The following is an 18,769-nucleotide window of genomic DNA, read 5'->3' on the forward strand; positions in this document are numbered from 1 at the left end:
CTTATGCGTGCTCTGCGTGTTTCTGTGCCCGCGCTGCATCGCGGCCGGGGTCGCTGCCTTCGTTCGAGGCGGCCCGCGTCAGCATCGTGCGCGGCACGAGCAGGATCAGCACGCAACTGACCAGCAGACACGCACCGAGTGCGTAAGTGCCGTTGTTGATGTCGCCGGTCAAATCTTTCGCCACGGCGGTGATCATCGAACCGGTAAAGCCGGACAGATTGCCGATCGCGTTGATCATCGCGATGCCGGCCGCCGCGGCGGCGCCCGACAGCAACTGCCCCGGGAACGTCCAGTAAATCGGCATCAATGCCAGGATGCCGGCGGTGGCGATCGTCAGAAACGTAATCGCCCACACCACATGATGCGCCAAAGCCGCGCTCATGATCAGGCCGATGCCGCCGATCAGCGCCGGAATCGCCGCATGCAGGCGCCGCTCGCCGGTTTTCTTCGAATGCGCGGCGTTCGCGAGCGTCGCAATGATGGCCACGCCGTACGGGATCGCGGTCAGCAGGCCGATATGCAGCGGATCCTGCACGCCGGTCGCCTTGATGATCGACGGCAGCCAGAACGCGAGGCCGTAGAAGCCGGTATTGAACGTGAGCAAAATCGCGACCAGCAGCCAAACGCGCGGATCGCGCACCGCCGAGCCGAAGCGCGCTGTCTTGTGCGCACTTTCGCGCTGCAGATTCGCCGCGAGCAGGCTTTTCTCCTGCGGCGTGAGCCAGCGCGCGCGGTCAATGCCGTCGTCGAGCGAGAAGTACACCACGAACGCGGTCAGCAGCGACGGCACGCCTTCGATCAGCAGCATCCATTGCCAGCCCTGATAGCCGAGCAGGCCGGCCGTATGGTTCATCAGCCAGCCCGACAGGACGCCGCCGAGCATCAGGCTGACCGGCATTGCGATCAGAAAGCCTGACATCACGCGACTTTGGCGCTGCGACGGAAACCAGAAGTTCAGGTACAGAATAACGCCGGGGAAGAAGCCGGCCTCGCAGAGCCCGAGCAGGAAGCGCAGGATGTAGAACATCGTCGCGGTTTCGACGTGCGCGACGCGCGCGAGCGGCGCGACGAACGCGAGCGCCATCGACACGAGCCCCCACGTGAACATGATCCGCGCGATCCAGAAGCGCGCGCCGTAGCGACGCAGAAACACGTTGCTGGGCACTTCGAAGATGAAATAGCCCCAGAAGAATACGCTCGCGCCGATCGCGTACATCGTGTCGGACAGGCCGAGATCGTCGAGCATCTGCAGCTTCGCGAAGCCGACGTTCACGCGATCCAGATACGCAACCACATAGCACAGCAACAGTACCGGCAGCAGCCGGCGCACGACCTTGCGATAGGTCCTTTCCTCGAACTCGTCGACGCGCGCGGCGGGCGCGACGATGGCGGGCGGTACAGCGGTCATTCGTTTCTCCATCAGCTTGTTTTATGGTGGGAAATGCCGTTGCTTCGCGGCTCGTGCGATTCGAGCCGGCGAACCTCGCCGTTGAGTTACCGGTAACATTTCTGGCTGTGGATATTACGCCCGGCTTATGCTCCGGGCAACCAAGGGATATCCCTGAGCTGTTTAATTAAGGGGAGTTCGAGGTGTTCGCGGCTTGCGAATTCAGCGTCGCGCCGCTGATGCTCGCAGCGTGCCCTCTATGCGCTATCGCGTGCAATCACCGTGAAATCGATCTTCACCGCTTTCCTGCGCTGCACCTCACCGGCTTCGCGACCGGCGAGCGCCGCGAGCAGCGTTTCGCCAGCGCGCAGGCCGATGCCGTACGCGTCGACCGACACCGTCGTGATGCTCGGCTGACAGCACCACGACACCTCGAAGTTGCCGAACCCGGCGACCGCGATGTCGCCCGGCACCGACAGCCCGCGCCGGTGACACTCCATGATCGCGCCGAACGCCGACATGTCGCTCACGCACATCACGGCCTCGGTATCGGGCCACGTGTCGAGCAATGCGCCGATCGCCGGTGCGCCGTGGCTCATCGTGATCGGCGAATCGCCGAGCCGGATCACGCGCGGCTCGCCGAGACCGAGCGCCTTGATTTCGGCAACGTAGCCGCGCATCCGGTCGTGCCCGCGCCGGTCGCGCTCGCTGGCACCCGCGATGAAGCCGATCCGCCGATAACCGCGCTCGTGCAGATGCCGGACCATCGCGCGCGCCGCCGCCGAGTTCGAAAAGCCGACGACCGTATCGATTGGATCGCTGGGCAGATCCCACATTTCGACGACCGGAATGCCGGCGCGCTGCAACAGCATGCGCGTCGCCTCGGTGTGCCGGCCGCCCGTCAACGCGACGCAGCGCGGCTGGTGGCGCAGCATCGAGCGCACCAGCAGTTCTTCCTGTTCCAGACGGTAGTCCGTGTCGCCGAGCAGCAGTTGCAGACCGTGCGGGCCCAGCACGGCATTCAGTCCGCGCACGGTGTCGGAGAAATTCGAGCTGGACAGCGACGGCACCAGCACCGCGACGAACGCCGAGCGTCCCGACGACAGCGCGCCCGCCGCCGCATCGGCGACGTAGCCGAGTTCGTCGATGACCTTCTGCACGCGTTCGCGAGTCGCCTGCGACACGTTGCGGCCGGCGAGCACGCGCGACACGGTCATCTTCGAGACGCCCGCGCGTTCGGCAACATCGGACATGCGGGGCGGAACTGGCGGCCTGGACGTCATGATAGGTATCGGGGCGAATGCGCGAAAGTCATGGAACGCACATGATAGCGGGCCGCTCCTCGCGGAGCGACCAGGCAACGTCAGGGTTGCGTTTTGCGGCCTGTCCTGCCGCTGTGTTGTTGTCGTCTAGCGCTCGAAGCCCACCGTGCAGCGCGCCTGAGCCTGCCCCGCCACCGGCGCGCGGAACGAGAACAGCCCGCCCGCCTGCGGTTGATGCTGGCGCTCGACCGCCGTCAGTCCCTTCCAAGCGGTGGACACATAGACGGTTTGCAGATCGTCGCCGCCGAACGCGAGCTTCGTCACGTTCGCGCACGGCAACGGCACCTGATCGACCAGCTCGCCCGCCGGCGAGTAACGCTCGATCCGCCAGCCGCCGAACAGCGCGATCCACACGAAGCCGTCGGCATCGACGGCCATGCCGTCGGGATGGCCGTCGCCGGAGATCGCGGCGAAGATGCGCTTGCCCGACAGCGTGCCGTCCGCGGCGACGTCGAAGGCATAAACCACGCGCCGCATCGTGTCGTTGTGATACAGCGTGCGGCCGGCCGGGCTCATCGCCGGGCCGTTCGTGATCACGTAGTCGTCGTCCTGCGCGATCACCGCGCCTTGCTCGTTCACGCGATACAGCGTGCCGCTCGGCGCCTCTTCCGCATCGTCCATCGAGCCGAACCACAGGCGTCCCCGCGCATCGACGAAACCGTCGTTGAGGCGGTTGCCCGGCAGATGCGGTTCGACGTCGGCGAGCTTACCGAACTCGCCGCTCGCCGGATCGAAGCGATGCAAGCCGGATGGCAGCCCGCATACGAACGTGCCGTCCGCGAGCGGCGCCAGAAAACCGGGTTGATCGGGCGCCTGCCACGTCCGCTGCTCGCCGGTCGCGACGGACAGCCGATGAATCCAGCGCCCCTTGATATCGACGAAATACACCGCGTTTTCGGCGGCCTGCCATAGCGGCCCTTCGGCCAGCTCGGCGCCGACCGCCCATACGCACACAGGGACCGGCATGCTCATTCTCCGTACCACCCTGCGTCGACGAAGTAATCGCGGCCGGAGCAGCGTGACGCGTCGTCGGACGCGAGGAACAGCGCCATACGCGCGACGTGCTCGGGCTCGATGCGCAGTTGCAGACACTGACTCGCGACGACCTTCGCTTCGCTTTCCGCCGATTGCCACAGCTGCATCTGCCGCGGCGTCTTCACCGCCCCCGGGATGACGCAATTCACGCGGATGCCCGCGCTGCCGAGATCACGCGCGAGACCACGCGTGAGGCCTTCGATGCCGGCCTTGGCGGTCATATAGATCGCGAGGTTGGGCAGCGCGACATGCCACGACACCGAGCCCATATTCAGGATCACGCCGCGCCCCGCGCGACGCATACTGTTCGCGGCGGCCTGCGCGCAGAAGAACTGGTGGCGCAGATTCACCGCGATACGGTCGTCCCAGTAGCTCGCGGTGAGCTCGCCGATTTCGTGCCGGTCGTCGTTGCCGGCGTTGTTGACGAGCACGTCGATCGGGCCCGCCGCATCGACGATTGCGGCGAAGGTGTGTTCGATCGCTTCGACATTTTTCAGGTCGCAGCGGCGGAACAGCGGCGGATGCTTCGCGTGGCGAAGCGTTTCCTGCAGCGCGAGCGAATCGTGCTCGGCGACGTCGAGGAAGAACACGCGCGCGCCTTGCTGCGCGAACGCCTCGACGATCGCGGCGCCGATCCCGCTGCCGCCGCCGGTCACGACGATGGTTTTGTCCGACAGACTTGGATAGGTTGCGTACGACATCAGATTTTCCACTTGTTACGAGTAGGACCACACACAGGTAGGCGCTCGCCGCCCTGACCCGCCGCTCAGGCCACGATCTCGACCTCGCTCAGCATGCGCCAGTTGCGTTCGAGCGTTCTCGTCGCGGAGCCCGCGACGGCGACCGTGCCGCTCAGATGAATGTCGCGGCTCGAGCTGCCGACCAGCAGATCGAAGTCACCAGGCTCGACGATACGCTCGCCGCACGCGTCGGTGAAGTTCAGCATGTCGACCGGCAGTTTCACGCGCACACGCACCGACGCAGCGGCCGCGAGCGGCACGCGCGCAAACGCCTTCAGCTCGCGAACCGGCCGCGCGACCGACGCGTGCCGGTCGCGCACGTAGATCTGCACGATCTCGGTGCCGTCGCGCGCGCCGATGTTGTCGACCGTGAAGCTCAACTCGATCGTACCGCTTTCGATCGGCACTTCGCTGTGCGCGAGCGCGAGATCGCCGTAACGGAACTGCGTATAGCCGAGACCGAAACCGAACGGATAGCGGCAGCCGAAATGGTATGCAATCGGCGTTCCCGCGCTCTTCAGACGATGGTTATACACGTACGGCACGGCGCCCGCGCTCTTCGGCACCGACAGCGGCAGACGGCCGCTGAAATTGGCGCGGCCCACCAGTAGATCGGCCAGCGCCTCGGCGCCACGCTCGCCCGGCGCGAACGCCATGATCTGCGCGGCGATGCGGTCTTCGAGGCCGCCGAGATTGTACGGACGGCCGCCCGTCATCACGACGACCGTCGGCGTGCCGCTATCGACCACTGCCTGCAGCAACGCCTGCTGCACACCCGGCAGGTCGAGGCTGTCGGTATCGGACCCTTCGCCGACCGTGCCGGACTGGAACAGCCCCGCCAGATCGCCGACGAACACCAGCGCGACGCCCGCTTGCCGCGCAGCTTCGAGCGCGGCCGCGATGCCGTCGGTGTCCTTGCTGATCAGCTCGTCGCAATGCGCGTCGCCGGTCAGATCGAGCGACACGTCGCCCGGGAACACCGGCGCGCCCGCGCGGCGCTCCTTGATGATGTCGCAACCCTGCGCGTGAATGACGCGCTCGTCGCCGAGCAACGCGCGCAGCGAACGCAGCGGCGTCGCGATCGAAGCAATGGACTGCTCGCCGCTGTTGATCAGGTGCACCGGGAAGCTGTAGCCGGCGAGCAGCGCGAGCGGATCGTCGGCGGTCGGGCCGATCACCGCGATCTTTTCCGAGCCGTGCGCGTCGAGCGGCAGCACGTCGCCCTGATTGCGCAGAAGCACCGCCGATTCGAGCGCGACCTGATACGCGGTATCGCCCGCGGTCGCGCTTTTCACGTCGACGCGTTCGGGATCGACGTACGGATTCTCGAACAGGCCGAGCTGGAATTTCACACGCAGCACGCGCGAGACGGCGGTGTCGATCGTCGCTTCGCTGATCTCGTTGCGCTCGAGCGCTTCCTTGAGATGCACCGCGCACTCGTGACCCGGCAGCTCGACGTCGAGGCCGGAGTTGAACGCGAGGGCCGCGGCCGACGCGCTGTCGCGCGCCACCGCATGATGGCTGAACAGCAGGTCGACGCCCGCGTAATCGGCCACGACGAGACCGTCGAAGCCCCATTTCTCTCGCAGCGTGTCGTGCAGCAGCGCGCGATCGCCGTGACAGGGTACGCCGTCGACGTCGTGATAGGCGGGCATCACCGAGCCCGCGTTCGCAAGCTTCACGGCCATTTCGAAAGGCAGCATGAACACGTCGTTGAGCTCACGCGGACCGACATGCACCGGTGCATGATTGCGGCCGCCTTCGCTCGCCGAATGACCGACGAAATGCTTGAGCGTCGCGAGCAGGTCGCGCTGTTCGCCCTGCAGGCCCTTCACGTAATGACACGCGAGCACGCCAACCAGATACGGGTCTTCGCCGAGCGTCTCCTCGGTGCGGCCCCAACGCGGGTCGCGCGACACGTCGAGCACCGGCGCGAGCCCCTGATGACAGCCGATCGAGCGTGCCTGCTCGCCGATGATCGTGCCCACTTCGCCGACCAGTTGCGGATTCCACGTCGCCGCATAGTTCAATGGCGACGGGAACAGCGTCGCGTCCTTGATCATGAGCCCGACGAGGCATTCCTCGTGTGACATCACCGGAATGCCGAGGCGCGTGTCTTCGACCATCTTGCGCTGCAGCTCGTTGAGCGCGCGTACGCCTTCTTTCGGATCGACCGTATGCGTGCCGAGCGGACGCGTGATCTGGCCGAGGCCATGCTGCAGGATCTCGTCGACCGTTATCTGGTTGGCGCTCTGCGCGAAATCGATGCTACGCGCCTTGTGATTGCCATCGGCCGACAGCTTCAGCCACGCGGCGTGAAGCTGCGCGATCTTTTCGTCGAGTGTCATGCGCGCGAGCAGATCGGCCACGCGCTCTTCCACGGCTGCCGCTGGATTGCGGTAGAGCGGGACCTCACTTTGGCGAAGCAACATCGAAAACTCCTTTTTTTATCGTGGTGTACGAAGCGCATGAAGCGCCGACAAATCCGTTGTTTCTGACAAGCGTGCGGCATGGCGTTGCTTCAGCCCGGATGCCATTGCCTTCTATTTCAGATACCTTTCCAGACTTCGCAGTCCTGCTAATCGATCGAACGCAGCCGCGACTCGAATTCGCCGTGCTTGATCGACTACGGGTCGTTCGTTGCGTCTAGCGACGCGATGCAATGGGACCGCGATCGCAAGCGGATCAGTGCAGACGCGGCAGCGCGAAATCCTTGTCGTCGAACACGTGGCACGCGTGCGGTGCGAACGCCAGTTCGACGCGCTCGTCGTGCGTCACGCCACCGTCGCCGGGCAGCTTGGCGATCATCGTGTTGCCGTCGCGCACGCCACCGTCCACATGCACGTAGCTGTGCTCGCCCATCCGTTCGACCAGGCGCACGGCGCAGCGGATTGTCTGCACGCCGGGCTGCGCCGACGGCAGGGCAAGATGCTCCGGCCGGATGCCGAGCGTGACCTGCGAACCGACGCGCTGCCTGCGGCCGTCGACCTCGGCGCGCACGCGCTCGCCAGTGGTCAGCTCGACCTGAATGCCCTTGTCGTCGACCGCGAGCACCGTGGCCGGCATGAAGTTCATCTTCGGCGAACCGATGAAGCCAGCGACGAAGCGGCTCTTCGGCCGGTGGTACAGATCGAGCGGCGCGCCGATCTGCGCGATGCTGCCGTGTTTTTCCATGTCCGCGCCGGCGTGCAGCAACACGATCTTGTCGGCGAGCGCCATCGCTTCGATCTGGTCGTGCGTGACGTACACCGCGCTCGCGCGGTTGAACTCGCGATGCAAACGGGCGATTTCGGTACGCGTCTGCACGCGCAGCGCGGCGTCGAGATTCGACAGCGGCTCGTCGAACAGGAACACGCCCGGCTCGCGCACGATTGCGCGTCCGATCGCCACGCGCTGGCGCTGGCCGCCGGACAGCGCAGCGGGGCGGCGTTCGAGGTAGCTGTCGAGTTGCAGCGCGGCAGCGGCGCTGCGCACCTTCTTGTCGATGGTGGCCTTATCGACCTTCGCCTGACGCAGGCCGAATGCCATGTTCTCGTACACGCTCATATGCGGATAGAGCGCATAGTTCTGGAACACCATCGCGACCTGGCGCTTCGCGGGTTCGACGTTGTTCATCAGTTGACCGTCGATGCGCAGTTCGCCGTCGGTGATCGATTCGAGACCGGCGATCATGCGCAGCAGCGTGGACTTGCCGCAGCCCGACGGCCCGAGGAACACGCAGAATTCGTCCTTGCCGACTTCGAGGTTGGCGTCGCGGATCACCGAGTTACCGCTCGTATAGGACTTCTGTACGTTAGTGAGAGAGATGCTTGCCATATCGTTTATGCGAAGTTCGGTGTGCGGGCCACTTTAGCCCGCACGATTCGAGGTGGTGTGCGATGCGGATCAGCCCTTCAGCGAGCCAGCCATCATCCCCTTGATCACGCGCTCCTGACCGAACGCGTAGGCAACAATCAGCGGCAGCGACGTGAGCACGAGGACGGCCAGCATCGAGGGTATGTTCGACGCGTATTGCCCCATGAAGTCCCAAATCGCGAGCGGCAGCGTACGGTGCTCGGCCGTCGACGTGAGCATGTACGCGAAGATGAACTCGTTCCACAGACCAATGCCGTTGAAGATCGTCACAGTGGCGAGCCCCGGTGCCGAAAGCGGGAAGAAAATACGCCAGAAGATGCGGAACGGACTGCAGCCGTCGAGCTGCGCCGCTTCTTCGAGTTCGCGCGGAATCTGGCGCATGAACTCGGTCAGGATGAAGATCGACACCGGCAGACTGAGGGCCACATAAGGGCCGAGCAGCGCGAACGCGGTGTCGTAAAGGCCGAGGTTGCGCGTGAGTAGATAGATCGGCACGAGCGTCGCATGCAGCGGCACGATCATACCGGCGACCACCAGAGCGAACAGCGTCTTGTTCAGCGAGAAGCGCAAGCGCGCAAACACGTAGGCCGCCATCGCACTGATGATGACGATCAGCAGCACCGACACGCCCACCGTGAACACGCTGTTACGGACATAAGTGAAGAACGGCCCCTGCAGCACAGCCGCGTAGTTACCCCAATACAGGTGGCTCGGCGGCGCCCACACTGACGTCGCGAAGGTCTCTTCCTGGCTCTTGAAACTCGATGCGACCATGAAGAGAAACGGAATCGTCGTGACGGCCAGCCAGATCAGCGCCAGCAGAGGAACCCCCACGCGGGGGAAGCGTAGTTTCTTGTTCATGGTTCAGACCTCGGTTGCATAACGGCGGGTGAAGTACATCGACACCGCCGCCACCGTGATGACGATAAGGAACATCGCCGAGCCGATGGTGCTGCCGTAGCCGAGTTGGAACGAACTGAACACCGTGCGATACATGTAGGTGGCCATCACCTCGGACGAGCCTTCGGGGCCGCCACCGGTCATGACGAAGACGAGGTCGAAGTAACGCAGCGAGCCGAGCACCGACAGCAGCACAGCGGTGCGCACCGTGCCTTGCAGGTGCGGCAGCTTGATGCGCCAGAAAATGGTCCACTCGGATGCGCCGTCGAGGAGCGCAGCCTCGTTGACCTCGGCCGGCATCGACGAGAGGCCGGCGAGGAACAGAATCATGTAGAAAGGCGCGTTCTGCCAGATGATCACGGCGATGGTCGCACCTAGCGAAAAATGCGGATCGCCCAGCCAGTCCTTCGCGAGGCCATCAAGCCCGAATGCCTGCAGCGCGACGTTGACCGGACCGAAATTCGGATCGTAGATTTGCTTGAACAGCACGCCGATCGCCACGCTCGACATCAGCAGCGGCAGGAAATAGAGAACCTTGAGCAAGCGCGAGCCACGACCGGCCTTCTCCAGAAGCACGGCGAGCGCGAGCGCGATCGGAAGCTGGACGACGATCGACGCGACAGCAAGAATCACGTTGTTCTTCAGCGATTGCCAGAACACCATGTCGTGCGCGAGCCGCGCCCAGTTCGCGAGCCCGATATAACGGGCAGTGTTGCCGAGGCCGTTCCAGTCGAGCAGCGACAGCCGCAGGCTGGAGACGAGCGGATAAAGCAGGAACACGGCCAGCAGCAGCAGCGACGGCGCAAGAAACACAACCGTGACGAGCGTTTGCGATGAAAATCTCAGCCGGCGTTCGGGTGTAGCGGAAAGTGCGATATTCACGGGCTTGTATGCCGACCGGCACCTCGCGGTGCCGGTCGGACTTTTCTTTAAGACTGGAGATCAGCCGCCCTTCTTCGAAGCGGCTTCCATTTGCTGCGCAGCAGCCTCAGGCGTCAGCGACAGACCGAACAGTGCTTGCGTCGTGTCCTTGTGCATTTCACCGAGGGCCGGCGGCAGTGCCTGGTCGTACCAGAGCTGCACGCTCGGGGCCGCGGCAAGCATTTGCTGCAGACGCTGCGTGAACGGATCGTCGATCTTGACGTTATTGACCGGCGGAAGCTTGTGGTCATCCGACGCGCGAGCCTGCATCGCCTGCTCGTCGGTCAGTGCCTGGATCAGCTTGAACGCTGCGTCCGGCGTCTTGCACTCGGCCGAGATGCTGAGGAAGCCATCGCCGACCGTGCCGATCAGATCGCGCGGATCACCCTTGCCACCCGGCACGCTCGGGAACGCGAAGAAGTCCAGATCCTTCGAGAAGGTCGGATTTTCGTTCGCGATCGTCGAAGCTTCCCAGGCGCCCATCAGCTCCATGGCAGCCTTGCCCGTGTACAGCAGGCGGCGCGAGGCGCCCGAGTCGTAATCGAGACCGTTTATGCCCGGTGCGAACGCGCCAGCCTTCACGAGTTCCTGAATGCGCTTGCCGGCTTCGACGAACGCCGGATCTTCGAAGCCCTTGCCCTTGCCTTCGATCGCGTCCTTCACGACTTGCGGACCGCCGATACGGTCGACGAGGTACATGTAGTACATCGAACCGGTCCACTTGTTCTTGTTCGCGAGCGAGAACGCTGCAACGTTGTGCGACTTCAGCACTTCAACGACGTGCATCAGTTCATCCCACGTCTTCGGCGGCGTGATGCCGTACTTCTTGAAGACTTCCTTGTTGTAGAAGATCACCGCGGCCGCCGCGTTTTCGGCGGCGACACCGTAGGTCTTGCCGTCGAACGTCGTGACATTCCAAGACGATCGCATGAAGCGGCTGCGGTACGCCGGATCTTTCTCCAGGTACGGCGTGAGGTCGGCGATCTGGCCGGATTTCACGTACTCGTGCAGCCCGCCGCCGCCCCAGTTCTCGAACACGCACGGCGGCTGGTTCGCGCCGAAAGCGACCTTCAGCTTGGTCTTGTACGCCTCGTTCAGGACGTGCGAATTCTCGACCTTGTAGCCCGGAACCGCCTTTTCGAATCGATCCGACGCGTCGCGAATGATCTTGCTCGACGACGCATTGGTCTGCTGGTCCCATACCGTGATCGTTTTGGAGTCCGCCGCTACGGCGTTCGAAACAACTGCAGACAACGAAAACAGCAGCGCCGTCGCGCCGATGATGGGCCGCGCTTTAAACAAAGCCGGGTACGCCATGGGTGTGTCCCCTCTTCTGGATTTATAAGAAATCGCCGAAACGTTAACGTTAGCCTTAACGTTAGTCAATGTTAGATCGATGCGTGAAGGAAGGCTATGCGGGATTTTACCTGGTCCCGGCGGACTGCGACGCAACTGCCGCATAAGATTGACCGATCGTGGGAAAGCTGAAATATATAGGGTTCTGCTAGAATAACGACTACATAAACGGTATCGCTAACGCGATTAGCGAGTCGACCCATCCAATGACCTCTCGCACACCTTCGACCCGCATGGCAAGACAGACCCCAACGCTTGAGCACGTTGCCAAGCTTGCCGGGGTGTCGCAGATGACCGCGTCGCGCGCTCTCAACGGCCGTCCCGGCGTGTCGCGCGAAACCCGCGACGAAGTACTGAGAATCGCGTCGGATATCGGTTACGTCGTCAACCGCACCGCGCAGAAACTGTCGGGCGGCCGCAACGGCATCATCGGCATCATCACGCCGACACTCGACACGCAATTCTCCAGCGAACTGATTCTCGGCGCGGGCCGCGCGGCGCGTGGCGCGGGCTGCGAGATGCTGGTCTACACGGTGTTCGACGAAGATCGTCATACGCATCACGACCTGCTCGGGCTCATTCAGCAATTCTCCGACGGTATCCTCGCCATTCTTCCGCGCGAGTCGCTGTGCCTCGAGGCGCTCGCCACCGCGAAGGTACCGGTCGTCGTCGTCGATCAGCGCGGCACGCTGACGGGCTTCCCGTCGGTGTCGGTCGACAACTACGGCGGCGCCTGTCTCGCGGTCGAGCACCTCGCCGAGCTCGGTCACAAGCGCATCGCGTTTCTGGCCGGCGACGAAACGATCGAAGGCGTGCGCGACCGGCAACGCGGCTATCACGACACGCTGGCTCGCCTCGGCCTGCCACGCGAAGACGCGCTGGTCGCCGCGGGCGACCTCTCGCAAATGATGGCGTTCGACGTCACGTTCGACCTGCTGAACCTCGCCGAGCCGCCCACCGCGATCTTCACGGCCAACGACCAGAGCGCGTTCGGCGTGATCGCCGCGATCCGCGAAGCGGGTCTGCGCGTGCCGGACGACATCTCGGTGATCGGCTTCGACGACATCCCGATGTCCGAGCAGTTTCACCCGGCGCTCACCACGATCCGCCAACCGTTCCAGCAAATGGCGCGCTCGGCGGTCAACACGCTGCTCGCGCAGATCGCCGGGATCGACGCCGCTTCGCAGCGCATCACGCTGCCGGCGGAACTGGTGGTGCGCGATTCCACCGGCCCCGTCCGCGCCAGACAGCGCCGCGTCCGTCACCAGATCGTTTCGACGTAAGTCGACGCGCGCACCTTCGCATCCGAAGTCACGAGCGCGCCGCCATGCGTGCGCGCGGTCGCGACGATCAGGCGTTGATGCAAGGCGAGCGTTGGCGGCAGCGTGGCCGCGCGAAACGCGATCTCGGTGTTGACCGGAATCATCCGCACGCCGTCGAGCGACAGAAACGTCGACATCCAGCTGCGCGCGTCCATCGACAGCCCGAGACTGCCGACCTTCACGAACTCCGCGATTTCGAACGCACTGATTGCCGAAATCAGGATCTCGCCGCCGGCGAGCTCCCGATCGATCGCATCGTGCGCGGCCTGGCTCAGCGCTTTCTGCCTGCCGAGCCAGCACACGAGCGCAAGCGTGTCGAGCGTGATCATTACTCGTCCTGCTCGGCAGTGACAGGCTGCAGCGCGTGCTTCAGGTTGAAATGCGTAATCGACGCGCGCAGCAGCTCGAGCGGGTTTTCCTGCTTGCTGCGATACGGCCGGATTTCGATGGTGGGCTGCCCGCGGTCGGTGACGACCACGGTTTCGCCCAATGCCTCGACCTGACGGAACAGCTCGCAGGCCCGGGACTTGAAAATGGCTTTAGATACTCGCTTTTCCATGACGCTCTCCACCCAGCAATAATCCAACGGTATTTTTTGTATCGGGCGGTGCGCCCGCAGGCGAACACCCGCGATGCGTGGCCCGACATTCTTTATCAACCTTGCTCTCAGTCGTTGCTTCCCAGCCTACTGCCAGGAGCTCCCTCAAGCTCCAATCCAACTCGCGGCGACAACTACCGTAGCCGCGACACAGCCTGCAACGGTCGCGCCAATTCCTGCGCGCAACCGCTGCACTTTCACCTAATCAATTGGTTTTACACAGACCGCTCTGGCCATACCGGGTCGTGCCGGATAGCCGCGCGCCCCGTCTTGGGTTTGAATGTTTTGCGCCGTTTTGTAGCTCTTCGAATAGATGCAAACGTACCGAACGTTACCCTTAACGTTAGCGGATGTTAATGGCGGACATTCGCCGCCGCCATGCGGAGTTTACCTAAGCTCCAAACCACTATCCGCCTCCCCGGACCAACGCTCTGAAGCACGCCCGGCTAAGGGAAAGTTAGATGCAAGGTCTAGAAATTAAAACGTAATATTTTGCGTGAACTGGATAAAATTATCCGTGCTCGCGTCACTTTTCGTCGTTCGATGCAGGGAGGCCCGATGAAGGCTCCGCATCGAAATGCACGATCCACGCATGCAGCGATTCGCGCGGCTTCTTCAGTCTGCCGCGCTGCTGCGGCTCGCGTTCGATAGCCGGTTGCCCGCGGTCCGCGCCAGCAGCGGTTTCACCAGACGACCGGTCAGACCGGTGCCCGGACGGATTGTTAGCCGCGGCCTCGCCATCTTGGTTCGCTACATTTTTCTCCATTGCACTATCCGCCATCGGTGTACCGTTGCTCACTCGTCGACATCGGCCTGTCAAACCACCGCGCCGACGTCCTGGCCGACTTCGGGTCGCGCGAGGCTCACCGCCGCGCCGTTCGCATCGAACAGCGTGACCGACGACGACGCCACCTTGATCCCGACACGCGCGCCGACCGCGTGCTGCGCGTCCTTCTTGTCGAGCTTCAGCGCGATCGCGTGCGCCATGCCATCGAGTCGAGCATGCAGGATCGAAACGTCGCCGAGATGCTCGACCAGTTCGACACGCGCGGCGAGACCTTCGTCGAGCGAGCCGATGCCCAGATGCTCGGCGCGCACCCCGAGCGTCAACTCGCCACTGACCGGCTGCACCAGCCGGCCGGGCAGCACGATGCGCTGGCTCGCGCCGGCGAGCGCCACGACGGTTTGCGCATCGCTTCGCGACACCAGCGTCGCGGTCAGCATGTTCATCTGCGGCGAGCCGATGAAGCCGCCGACGAAGCGGTTCGCCGGCCGCTCATACAGATCGAGCGGCGCGCCGGTCTGCTCGATGCGGCCTTTGTTGAACACGACGATCTGTTGGCCGAGCGTCATCGCCTCGACCTGATCGTGCGTGACGTAGATCATCGTCGTGCCGAGTTCGCGATGCAGCTTCGCGAGTTCGATACGCATCTGCACGCGCAGCGCAGCGTCGAGATTCGACAGCGGTTCGTCGAACAGGAACACGCGCGGCTTGCGCACGATCGCCCGTCCGATCGCGACGCGCTGGCGCTGGCCGCCCGACAGCGCCTTCGGCTTGCGCTCCAGCAGATGTGTGATCTGCAGGATCTCGGCGACACGGCCCACCGCCTCGCGCACTTCCTTTTTCGACTTGCCCGACAGCTTCAGCGAAAAGCCCGTGTTTTCCGCGACCGTCATGTGCGGGTAGAGCGCGTAGCTCTGGAACACCATCGAGATGCCGCGGTCCGTGGGCTGCAGATCGTTGACGCGTACGCCGTCGATCAGAATGTCGCCGCCAGTCACCGACTCGAGCCCCGCGATCATGCGCAGCATCGTCGACTTGCCGCAGCCCGACGGTCCCACGAACACCGTGAACTGGCCGTCCGGGATGTGCAGGTCGATGCCCTGGATCACCTGCGGTCCTTCGCCATACGTCTTCGTGACGTTGCGCAATACGAGTTCGCCCATTTGATGCCTCCTCCTCAATCCTTCTTGCAGACCCCGCGTGACGCTATCCCACTGCCGCACTACTGTCGCGCCACGCGAGGTTCGATGCGCCCGCCGCCGGGCGTGCGCCTCAGCGCACGGCCGCGACGCCGGCGTGTTGCGCGATCACGTCGCGATACCACAACGCGCTGTCCTTCAGCGTGCGCTCCTGGCTCGCGTAGTCGACGTAGACCATGCCGAAGCGCTTGTCGTAGCCCGACGCCCATTCGAAGTTGTCCATCAGGCTCCAGGCGAAATAGCCCGCCACGTCGACGCCTTGTTTCACCGCGTCCGACAAGGCGGCGAGATGCAGGTCGTAGAAGCGCACGCGCTCGGCGTCGTGCACGTGGCCGTTATCGAGCACGTCTTTCGCCGCGCAGCCGTTCTCGGTGATGTAGATCGGCGGCAGCTTGTAGTCGGCGTTGATGCGCGTCAGCAATTCGGTGAGACCTTGCGGATAGACTTCCCAATCCATGTCGGTGAAGCCGAGCGCGCCCGGCGGACGCTTCTCGCCCGATGCGCTCGCGAAGATCCGCGTGTAGTAGTTGACGCCGAGGAAGTCCATCGGCGTGCCGATCACGTCGAAATCGCCGCTCCGGATCACGTCTTGCGGACCGTTCGCGCCATACCATTCCAGCGCCTCGGCCGGATACTCGCCCTTGAACAGCGGGTCCATGTACCAGCGCACGAACTTCGCGTATTCGAGCGACGCGGCGGCCTGATCTTCGGGCGCATCCGTCGCGCCATGCGCCGGCGACTGGTTCAGCACGATGCCGAGCGGCGCCTTCACGCCATCGGCGCGCAGTGCCTGCAACGCGAGACCGTGCGACAGCAGCAGATGGTGCGCGACATGCGCGGCCTTCTTCAGATCGGCGTTGCCCGGTGCGAAATAGCCGGTTGCATTGCCGAGCCACGCGGTGCACCAAGGTTCGTTGTGCGTCGCGATCGATGCAACGCGATCGCCGAGCACGCTGCCGATCTTGCGCGCGTAGTCCGCGAAGCGATAAGCGGTGTCGCGGCTTTCCCAGCCGTTTTGCGTGTGCTGCAGCGACAACGGCAGGTCCCAGTGATACAGCGTTGCGAACGGCTGGATGTCGCGCTCTAGCAAACCGTCGACGAGGCGCTCGTAAAACGCGAGGCCCTTGTCGTTGAACGCGCCGCGGCCAGTCGGCTGCACGCGCGGCCAGGCGATCGAAAAGCGATAAGCGTTGACGCCGAGTTCGGCCATCAGGTCGAGATCTTCCTCGACCAGGTGATAGTGATCACATGCGACATCGCCGTTCTCGCCGTTCACGACCTTGCCCGGCACGTTGCAGAACGTGTCCCAGATCGACGGGCCGCGGCCGTCCTCATGCGCTGCGCCTTCGATCTGGTAGGAACTCGTGGCCACGCCCCAGACGAAGTCTTCGTTGAATCGATACGCCGACATAGATGATGTTGTCCTGAATGGTCACGCCCGCGAGGGCGTGAAAAACGAAAGAAAGAATCTCAAGCCTTGACCGCGCCGGTCGTCAGACCGTCGATCAAACGCCGCGAGGTGAATGCGAACAGCACCAGCAAAGGCAGCACCGCGACCGCGGAGCCCGCCATCACCGCGCCCCAATCCGAATTGGTCGGACTTTGCAGAATGCGCAGAGCGAGCGGCAGCGTGTACATCGACGGCGAACGCAGCACGACGAGCGCCGACAGAAAGTTGTTCCACGCCTGAATGAAGCTGATCAGTCCAAGCGTGCCCAGCGCCGGTCCCAGCAGCGGCATCACGATGCTCCAGTAGATGCGGAATTCACCGCAGCCGTCGATGCGCGCCGCCTCGATCAGCTCGGACGGAATCGCCGCCGCGACGTACTGGCGCATCAGGAACACGCCGAGCGCGGCGGCCGCGCCAGGTACGTACAGCGCGCGCGGCTGATCGATCCAGCCGAGCAGGTTCATCGTCATGAAGGTCGGAATCATGCCGAGGAACGGCGGCACCAGCATCGCGGTCAGCGCGATCGCGAACAGCGTCTTCTTGAAGCGGAATTCGTACATCGCGAACGCGTAGCCGGCCATCGACGTGACGAGCAGCGTCAGCACGGTTTGCATCGTGGCCGTATAGAAGCTCCAGCCGAGATTGCGCCAGAACGGAATGTGCCGCATCAGCGAGGCCATGTTGTCGAGAAACGCGCTGCCGAACCACAGCGGGGGCGGCATCGAGAAAATTTCGGAACTCGTGTGCGTCGCGAACACGAACATGAAGTAGAACGGCGAGAACATCAGCAGCGCGCCGGCCGCCACGATCGCGTAGCCGATATAACGGCCCTTGTTGCTCGACGATTTCATCGCTGTGTCTCCTCGTTCATGCCGCTGCGGTGAAATATCCGCGTGTTCAACCACATCAACGCGCCGATCGAAATGAACAGCAGCCACGCGATCGAACTCGCGGTGCCGAAATCGCCGTCGTGGAATGCGGTGCGATACATATAGACGGCCGTGGTCAGACCGGACTGGCTGGTACCCATGCCTTCGTTCGGCAGCAGGATGAACGGCTCTTCGAACAGTTGCAGCCCACCGATGATCGACAGCGTGACCGCGAAGAAAATCATCGGCTTGATCAGCGGAATCGTGATGCGGGTGAACTGTTGCCAGCCGTTCGCGCCGTCGATGCGCGCGGCCTCGTAAAGGTCCTTCGGAATGGTTTGCAGCGCCGACAGATACAGCACCGTGTTCCAGCCGACATAGCGCCAGAAGATCACCACCGACACCGCCGGCTTGACGTTCTTCGGGTTATACAGCCACTCGATCGGATGCGCAGGGACGATCCAGTGCAGGCCGGGCAGCTTGCCGAGCTCGGCGATCGCGAGGTTGATCATGCCGAAGTCGGTCGAATACAGCGACGAGAAGATCAGCGCGATCGCGACGCTCGACGTGATGAACGGCAGGAAGTACAGGCCGACCACCAGGTTGCGCCAGCGGCGAAACGCGGTTTGCAGAAAGAATGCGAGCGGCAGCGCCACCAGATGCTGCGGCACGCCGGACATGATCGCCATCGACGCGGTGTTGTACAGCGACTTCCAGTACCACGGGTCGGTCAGCGTGAACGTGAAGTTCGACAGACCCACCCACTTCATGCTCGCGAGCCCCGCCGTCGCGTCCCAGCTCTGGAACGACAGGTACAGCGAAAACAGCAGCGGGAACGCCATGAATAGCGCGAACAGCAGGAAAAATGGCCCGAGAAACAGGTAGGGTGCGACTTTCACCGGATCGAGCCGCGAAGTTCTGCGCGGCGCGGCGAACGGCGCGCTCGAGCTCAGCACGTCGCTCGCGCGCGCATCGCGGGCGACCTCTGTGGTCGTGGGCAGCGGGGTGTTCATCAATAGTTCCGTCCAGTC

At 63.7% G+C, this 18,769-nt stretch carries 17 protein-coding genes; 1 reads left to right on the forward strand and 16 read right to left on the reverse strand.

The window, feature by feature from the left end:
* Window position 1 precedes the first annotated feature (1 nt).
* The 9 genes from HDG39_RS09460 to HDG39_RS09500 form a co-directional block, all read right to left on the reverse strand.
* Complete coding sequence (locus HDG39_RS09460) at window positions 2-1,408, reverse strand: MFS transporter (protein WP_184005345.1); 1,407 nt, start codon at window positions 1,406-1,408, stop codon at window positions 2-4.
* A gap of 236 nt (window positions 1,409-1,644) precedes the next feature.
* Window positions 1,645-2,640: a LacI family DNA-binding transcriptional regulator gene (locus HDG39_RS09465; protein ID WP_184005347.1), complete on the reverse strand. Its 996-nt coding sequence runs from the start codon at window positions 2,638-2,640 to the stop codon at window positions 1,645-1,647.
* 156 nt (window positions 2,641-2,796) lie between these two features.
* Window positions 2,797-3,681 carry an SMP-30/gluconolactonase/LRE family protein gene (locus HDG39_RS09470; RefSeq protein ID WP_184005349.1) on the reverse strand — a complete coding sequence of 295 codons (885 nt, stop codon included), beginning with the start codon at window positions 3,679-3,681 and terminating at the stop codon, window positions 2,797-2,799.
* Entirely contained in the window at window positions 3,678-4,445 is a 768-nt protein-coding gene (xylB, locus tag HDG39_RS09475; RefSeq protein WP_184005351.1) for a D-xylose 1-dehydrogenase, read from the reverse strand. The genes HDG39_RS09470 and xylB overlap by 4 nt, the downstream gene beginning before the upstream one ends.
* Before the next feature lie 65 nt (window positions 4,446-4,510).
* Window positions 4,511-6,916, reverse strand: a complete 2,406-nt coding sequence (locus HDG39_RS09480) for a glycoside hydrolase family 3 N-terminal domain-containing protein (protein ID WP_184005353.1) — start codon at window positions 6,914-6,916, stop codon at window positions 4,511-4,513.
* A 253-nt stretch (window positions 6,917-7,169) separates the two neighbouring features.
* The gene (locus HDG39_RS09485) at window positions 7,170-8,300 is read right to left on the reverse strand and encodes an ABC transporter ATP-binding protein (RefSeq protein WP_184005355.1); all 1,131 of its coding nucleotides are present in this window, start codon (window positions 8,298-8,300) and stop codon (window positions 7,170-7,172) included.
* A gap of 69 nt (window positions 8,301-8,369) precedes the next feature.
* Entirely contained in the window at window positions 8,370-9,200 is an 831-nt protein-coding gene (locus HDG39_RS09490) for a carbohydrate ABC transporter permease (protein WP_184005357.1), read from the reverse strand.
* Window positions 9,201-9,203: 3 nt separating this feature from the next.
* On the reverse strand, window positions 9,204-10,121 hold the full coding sequence (locus HDG39_RS09495; protein ID WP_239499173.1) for a carbohydrate ABC transporter permease: 918 nt from the start codon (window positions 10,119-10,121) through the stop codon (window positions 9,204-9,206).
* A gap of 60 nt (window positions 10,122-10,181) precedes the next feature.
* Window positions 10,182-11,477, reverse strand: coding sequence for an extracellular solute-binding protein (locus HDG39_RS09500; protein WP_184005359.1), 1,296 nt, complete (start codon window positions 11,475-11,477; stop codon window positions 10,182-10,184).
* Window positions 11,478-11,749: 272 nt separating this feature from the next.
* Here HDG39_RS09500 and HDG39_RS09505 point away from each other — a divergent pair, with 272 nt between their 5' ends.
* Window positions 11,750-12,799 carry a LacI family DNA-binding transcriptional regulator gene (locus tag HDG39_RS09505; protein ID WP_184005361.1) on the forward strand — a complete coding sequence of 350 codons (1,050 nt, stop codon included), beginning with the start codon at window positions 11,750-11,752 and terminating at the stop codon, window positions 12,797-12,799.
* Here HDG39_RS09505 and HDG39_RS09510 read toward each other — a convergent pair.
* The 7 genes from HDG39_RS09510 to HDG39_RS09540 all read right to left on the reverse strand — a co-directional run bounded on the left by HDG39_RS09510 (window position 12,778) and on the right by HDG39_RS09540 (window position 18,751).
* Window positions 12,778-13,167, reverse strand: coding sequence for a type II toxin-antitoxin system VapC family toxin (locus HDG39_RS09510; RefSeq protein WP_018422706.1), 390 nt, complete (start codon window positions 13,165-13,167; stop codon window positions 12,778-12,780). The two genes, HDG39_RS09505 and HDG39_RS09510, sit on opposite strands and share 22 nt — an antisense overlap.
* Complete coding sequence (locus tag HDG39_RS09515; RefSeq protein ID WP_409259185.1) at window positions 13,167-13,496, reverse strand: type II toxin-antitoxin system Phd/YefM family antitoxin; 330 nt, start codon at window positions 13,494-13,496, stop codon at window positions 13,167-13,169. Before HDG39_RS09515 ends, HDG39_RS09510 begins: the two co-directional genes overlap by 1 nt.
* Before the next feature lie 466 nt (window positions 13,497-13,962).
* On the reverse strand, window positions 13,963-14,202 hold the full coding sequence (locus tag HDG39_RS09520; protein ID WP_184005363.1) for a hypothetical protein: 240 nt from the start codon (window positions 14,200-14,202) through the stop codon (window positions 13,963-13,965).
* Between the two features lie 50 nt (window positions 14,203-14,252).
* Window positions 14,253-15,383, reverse strand: coding sequence for an ABC transporter ATP-binding protein (locus tag HDG39_RS09525; protein ID WP_184005365.1), 1,131 nt, complete (start codon window positions 15,381-15,383; stop codon window positions 14,253-14,255).
* 109 nt (window positions 15,384-15,492) lie between these two features.
* Complete coding sequence (locus HDG39_RS09530) at window positions 15,493-16,830, reverse strand: GH1 family beta-glucosidase (protein WP_184005367.1); 1,338 nt, start codon at window positions 16,828-16,830, stop codon at window positions 15,493-15,495.
* 59 nt (window positions 16,831-16,889) lie between these two features.
* Entirely contained in the window at window positions 16,890-17,720 is an 831-nt protein-coding gene (locus tag HDG39_RS09535) for a carbohydrate ABC transporter permease (RefSeq protein ID WP_184005369.1), read from the reverse strand.
* Entirely contained in the window at window positions 17,717-18,751 is a 1,035-nt protein-coding gene (locus HDG39_RS09540; protein ID WP_184005371.1) for a carbohydrate ABC transporter permease, read from the reverse strand. The genes HDG39_RS09535 and HDG39_RS09540 overlap by 4 nt, the downstream gene beginning before the upstream one ends.
* Window positions 18,752-18,769 lie beyond the last annotated feature (18 nt).

The organism is Paraburkholderia lebeckiae (assembly GCF_014201005.1).
Lineage (GTDB): Bacteria > Pseudomonadota > Gammaproteobacteria > Burkholderiales > Burkholderiaceae > Paraburkholderia > Paraburkholderia tuberum.